General features: G+C 34.5%; 5 protein-coding genes. 1 reads left to right on the forward strand and 4 read right to left on the reverse strand.

Annotated elements, in window-relative coordinates; all coding sequences use genetic code 11:
• The 3 genes from AB1414_15765 to AB1414_15775 all read right to left on the reverse strand — a co-directional run.
• On the reverse strand, positions 1 to 343 hold a 343-nt coding region (locus tag AB1414_15765; GenBank protein ID MEW6608876.1), incomplete at its 3' end, for a hypothetical protein.
• Positions 344 to 408: 65 nt separating this feature from the next.
• Positions 409 to 1,293 (reverse strand): decaprenyl-phosphate phosphoribosyltransferase, encoded by an 885-nt coding sequence (locus tag AB1414_15770; GenBank protein MEW6608877.1) that lies wholly within the window; start codon positions 1,291 to 1,293, stop codon positions 409 to 411.
• A 27-nt stretch (positions 1,294 to 1,320) separates the two neighbouring features.
• On the reverse strand, positions 1,321 to 1,866 hold the full coding sequence (locus AB1414_15775; GenBank protein MEW6608878.1) for a hypothetical protein: 546 nt from the start codon (positions 1,864 to 1,866) through the stop codon (positions 1,321 to 1,323).
• Positions 1,867 to 1,970: 104 nt separating this feature from the next.
• On the opposite strand from AB1414_15775, the gene AB1414_15780 reads away from it, so the two are divergent.
• Positions 1,971 to 4,133 (forward strand): PorV/PorQ family protein, encoded by a 2,163-nt coding sequence (locus AB1414_15780; GenBank protein MEW6608879.1) that lies wholly within the window; start codon positions 1,971 to 1,973, stop codon positions 4,131 to 4,133.
• Positions 4,134 to 4,187: 54 nt separating this feature from the next.
• Here the strand turns inward: AB1414_15780 and AB1414_15785 are convergent, their stop codons facing one another.
• Positions 4,188 to 4,460, reverse strand: coding sequence for a cupin domain-containing protein (locus AB1414_15785; GenBank protein ID MEW6608880.1), 273 nt, complete (start codon positions 4,458 to 4,460; stop codon positions 4,188 to 4,190).
• Positions 4,461 to 4,751: the final 291 nt, after the last annotated feature.

Here is a 4,751-nt window from a genome sequence, read left to right on the forward strand (position 1 = left end):
TTCTTCTATCCCAAATAACAAATCCTATCAAGGAAAAAATACCTGCAAAAATTATTCCAAATCCTCCTACAACAATATTTATTAAATTATCTATTCGTTTATCTAATCCATCTATTCGTTTATCTAACCCATCTATTCGTTTATCTAATCCATCTATTCGTTTATCTAAATCATCTATTCGTTGGTTAACCGCCTTAAATCCCTCTTCTACTTTTGTCTCTAATCTTATCATTCGTTCATTTATTGTCAGGTTTTTAATTTCTTCTGCTATCGCATTAACACTAATTATTAGAATAAGGTTTATAGCACACAATATGATTTTGATTTTGTTCGAAACTTTCATTAAAAACTCCTCCTTGTACTTCCCACTTCTTACTTCCTACTTTTTATCCGAGAGTCTTCCTGGAATTACCCCATTGGTTTCCAGTAGATAATAACTATCACCGCAATTATCCATAATAGGATATTTAGAAGCAGTGGTTTATCTTTTATAATATCAACATCTGGATTACCACCTGCACTTTTCTGATGTACCAGATAAAGATAGCGGAAAATTCCATAAAGGACGAAAATAATGGTCAGGGGTAAATATGGGGCATTAAGTTTTTTCTGAACATCAGGTGAAAACGCATAGAAAGAATAGGCAATTAATATTGAGCCTGTGACCGCGGCAATCATTTCATCAATAAATGCCGGGGTATATTCTTTTAAAATAGGTCTATGAGAGGCGGCAGATGAGTTTAAAAGAATCAATTCATGTCTTCTTTTGCCCAGACTCAAAAACAGGGCTAACAACATTGTGCATCCTACTAACCATGGTGAAATTACAACCGGAATAACCACTGCTCCTCCAACAACACGAAATACAAATCCTGCCGATAAGGCTAAAACATCTAAAATAACTATATTTTTCAACCACAAAGAATAAGATATAGTTAAAAGCACATATCCTGTAATAACAAGACCAAATGGGTATCTTATCAAAAAAGATAAGACTAAAACAATAATTATTAATCCTATTGATAGTGTTAAAGATGGAAGAATTTTTAGTTTCCCGGAGGCAATTGGTCGATTTTTTTTCTCTGGATGAATTCTATCTTGTTTTAAATCTAAGATATCATTGAATACATAGCCACATCCTGAAATGATACAAAAACAAATAAAGGCAAAAACCGTATCCAATATTGCCTCAAGATTACATAATTTCTGGGCAAAGATAATTGCGGCAAAAACAAGTAAATTTTTTGTCGCCTGTCCTGGCCTCATTGTCTGAATAAACTCTTTTATCATCATTAATAAATTATACCACAATTTTTTATTTTAATCAAGTAATAAATTTCCTCTTTCATTAAAATCCTTTAATAATCTTTTTAAATCATTTGGAGCGTTTCTGGAAACCATATTAAGAACAAAGAAAAGGACTGAAAACTGCCAGCAATCTTCCGGTCCTACAATCAATCCTGACTGAACATCCTCAATCCTTTCTAATTCTTCTTTAAAATGTCTTATTGCCTTCTCGAGAGAATCTTCATAGATACTGAGAGAATAGGTTTCATTACTATATTTAAAAGAAGGAAAGGTTATACCCCTGACTAACAAAAAAGACCTGACTATATCTTCATTTACCTGATAGGATTCTTTAAAGTTAAATCCTTCAAATTGTGGAAAATTTCGCGGAAGTATAATCGAGGCTTCATTGACTAAAACCTTTCCCTTCCGAACAACTGTATCACCAATGTTCACCGATGACTCCGCTAAAAATATATAAGGTAAATCAGTGGGTTTAAATGTCAATAATTGACTGATGCGGTATCTGACTATTTCAGTTTCTTTAACTGCCTTTTGCCATACTTCTTCTAATGTCATTTTTATCATCTCCTTTTAACTAAAATTTTACACTCTATCAGGCATTTTGTCAAGTTAAAAATCATTGACAAAGCAAATATCTTATGATAAAATAAGGCTGTCAGATGAAAAAATTACCATTCATCTTATCCAGTATAGTCTGGTTGATATTGACGGGTATATCTTTCGCCACAGAAGATGGTGGAGTCCAGAGTCCATTTATTTTAGGTGCAGATGCGCGGGCATCAGGAATGGGACGGGCTTATGTCTCACTTGTTAAAGAGCCTTCGGCTATCTTCTGGAATCCTGCGGCTCTAACTCAAGTTGAGCAAAAAGGATTTAATGTTCTGCATTCTAATCTGTTCTGGGATACAAATTATGATTTTATTGGTTTTTGCTATCCTACCCCACGCGCCGGCGCCTATGGATTTGGATTATTCAAATTGACGGTGGATGATATTGAAGAAAGGGACTACAAAAATAATCTCCTCAACCCATCTTTAAAAAATGAACAATTAGAATATATCTTCTCTTACAGCAAGCAATTCTCTCCTTCACTTTCCTATGGTTTTAGTTTGAAATTAAATACCCATAAGATCCAGTCGTATTCTGCGGCAGGTGTAGGTTTGGATGTCGGAGTGCTTTATCATCCTGAAAAATTCCCTGATTTAACCATAGGCGGTAATCTGCAAAATATATTAGAACCAACTTTAAAATTAAAAAATGATACCACTAAATATCCAATTAATTTAAAAGCAGGTATTTCATATCATTGGAAATTAATAGATAAACTGGATGATGAATTTATAATTTCCATAGATGTGGATAAATCAAGATTGACTGGGTTAAAATGGCATTCTGGCATTGAATATTCCATTTATAAAATCTTAAGTCTGCGGCTGGGACTGGATGATAAGGATTTTACTTATGGATTTGGGATAAGATATAAAGGGATTGGCTTTGATTATGCCTGTGCCTGCCAGGAATTAAAAAATACTCAGAAATTTACCGCTAATTTATACATTGGTCAGACCGTTGAACAGATGCGACAGGCACTCCAGAAAAAGGAAGAAGAGCAAATAAATAAAAGATTAGAGGAAGAGTTAATTAAAAAGGAACAAATTCAAGTCCAACTTGCAATGAACAAAGCAAAAGAACATCTTGATGCCAAACAATATAAAGAAGCCATTATGTATCTTGAAAGGGTGCTTGTTTGGAATCCTGAAGATGAGGGAGCAAAGCAATATCTACTTGCCGCAAAAAACGAATATCAAAAAGTCCATTTAAAAGACCAGATTAAAGAACATTTAGAAAAAGGCAAAAATTACCTTGATACAGAAGAATACCTTGATGCCGCATTAGAATTTAAACAGGTGTTGATTTTAGAGCCAGGTAACTCTTATGCCTCAGAATTATTAGCCGAGGCAACGGAAGGAATTGAATTTGCCATAAAAAAGGATACCGCGATTAATCAATATTTCCGTAGCGGTGTCGAGGCATATACTAATGGAAAACTGGTTGAATCTATTGCCGCCTGGAAACAGGTGTTAAACATAAACCCAACTCATTCCGAGACATTGGATTATATGAAAAAGGCGTCGGCTAAGTTAAACGAGCAAATAAACGGCTATATTTTTAGTGGCAAAAAATATCAAAAGAGAAAAATGTGGGATAAGGCTATTTCAGAATTTGAAAAGGCTCTATCATTAGACACGGAAAATAAAGAGGCAAAAAACCTGGTTGAAGAGGTAAAATTACAAATAGCCCATAGCCAAAAAATGGTTAAAATCAATGAATCCCGGGCATTAACTTATTTAGATGAAGGGATTGAGTTATATGAAGCAGGTGAATATGAACAGGCAAACAAAAACTTTCAGAAGGCACTTACCCTGGATAAAAAATTGACTGAGGCACAAATTTACCTTAAAAAATCTACTTCAAAATTGACTGAATTAAAAGAAAAAGAACTTTCGTCCCCACAGATAAAACAACTGGCTATTGCTTATGATAAAGGACTAAAATATTTCCCTCTCCAGAAAATTACCCCGGCGGTAAAAGAATTAGAGTTTGTTTATAAAAATGACCCTGATTATCGAGAAGTCAAATTTTATCTGGTCAAAGGTTATTTAATCGTCGGTATGGAACATTATACGACCGGAAGATTACAACAGGCTATTAATATCTGGCAAAAAATTCTAACGATAGAACCCGAAAATCAAAAGGCAATAAGTTACATTACCCGAACACAATTAGAATTAACCCGAATTGAAGAGATAATGAGAAAGTAAATCACAGTTGGAGTAATGGAATTAAATCCAGCACTCCAATATTCCATCACTCTATTATTTAAAGGTATACACCTTCCGAATCTTATCAATCACATGCCAGGTGCATTTTAGTCCTTTGGGGAAATGGACTAAGTCCCCCTTGTTAATCTCAACTGTGCCTGTTGGGGTATCAATTTTCACCTTGCCTTCTAAAACATAAGCACTTTCGTCGCATGAATATTGCCAATCAAATGTCTCTGGTTCACATTCCCATGGACTCCAGCTCTCCACATTTAATGATTTTAGTTGTTCTTGAGTTAGTTTTTCAATTTTAACCTCAAGATTCATAATTAACCACCTCCTTTTGGTTACTTGTTTAGCGTGATCAGAGAGCACAAATGAATGGTACTGACTTAGTGCTAAACCACTTCAAACACAACAAGTTGTGTAATACAAAATCAAAAATTAAATATTAAAATGCAAGTAACTATTCAGCACAATTATTCAATCTGTACGGTTAGAAGAGAAACTTCCCCGCATTAAGGTTAAAGGACGTACTCTCCATTCTCCTCCGCTGACCGGCGGATTAAGGTGGTGGAAATCTTCTCAACTACCATTTCAATACAGGTCGCAACTATT

This window comes from bacterium (assembly GCA_040755795.1).
In the GTDB taxonomy this organism is placed as follows: domain Bacteria; phylum UBA9089; class CG2-30-40-21; order CG2-30-40-21; family SBAY01; genus JBFLXS01.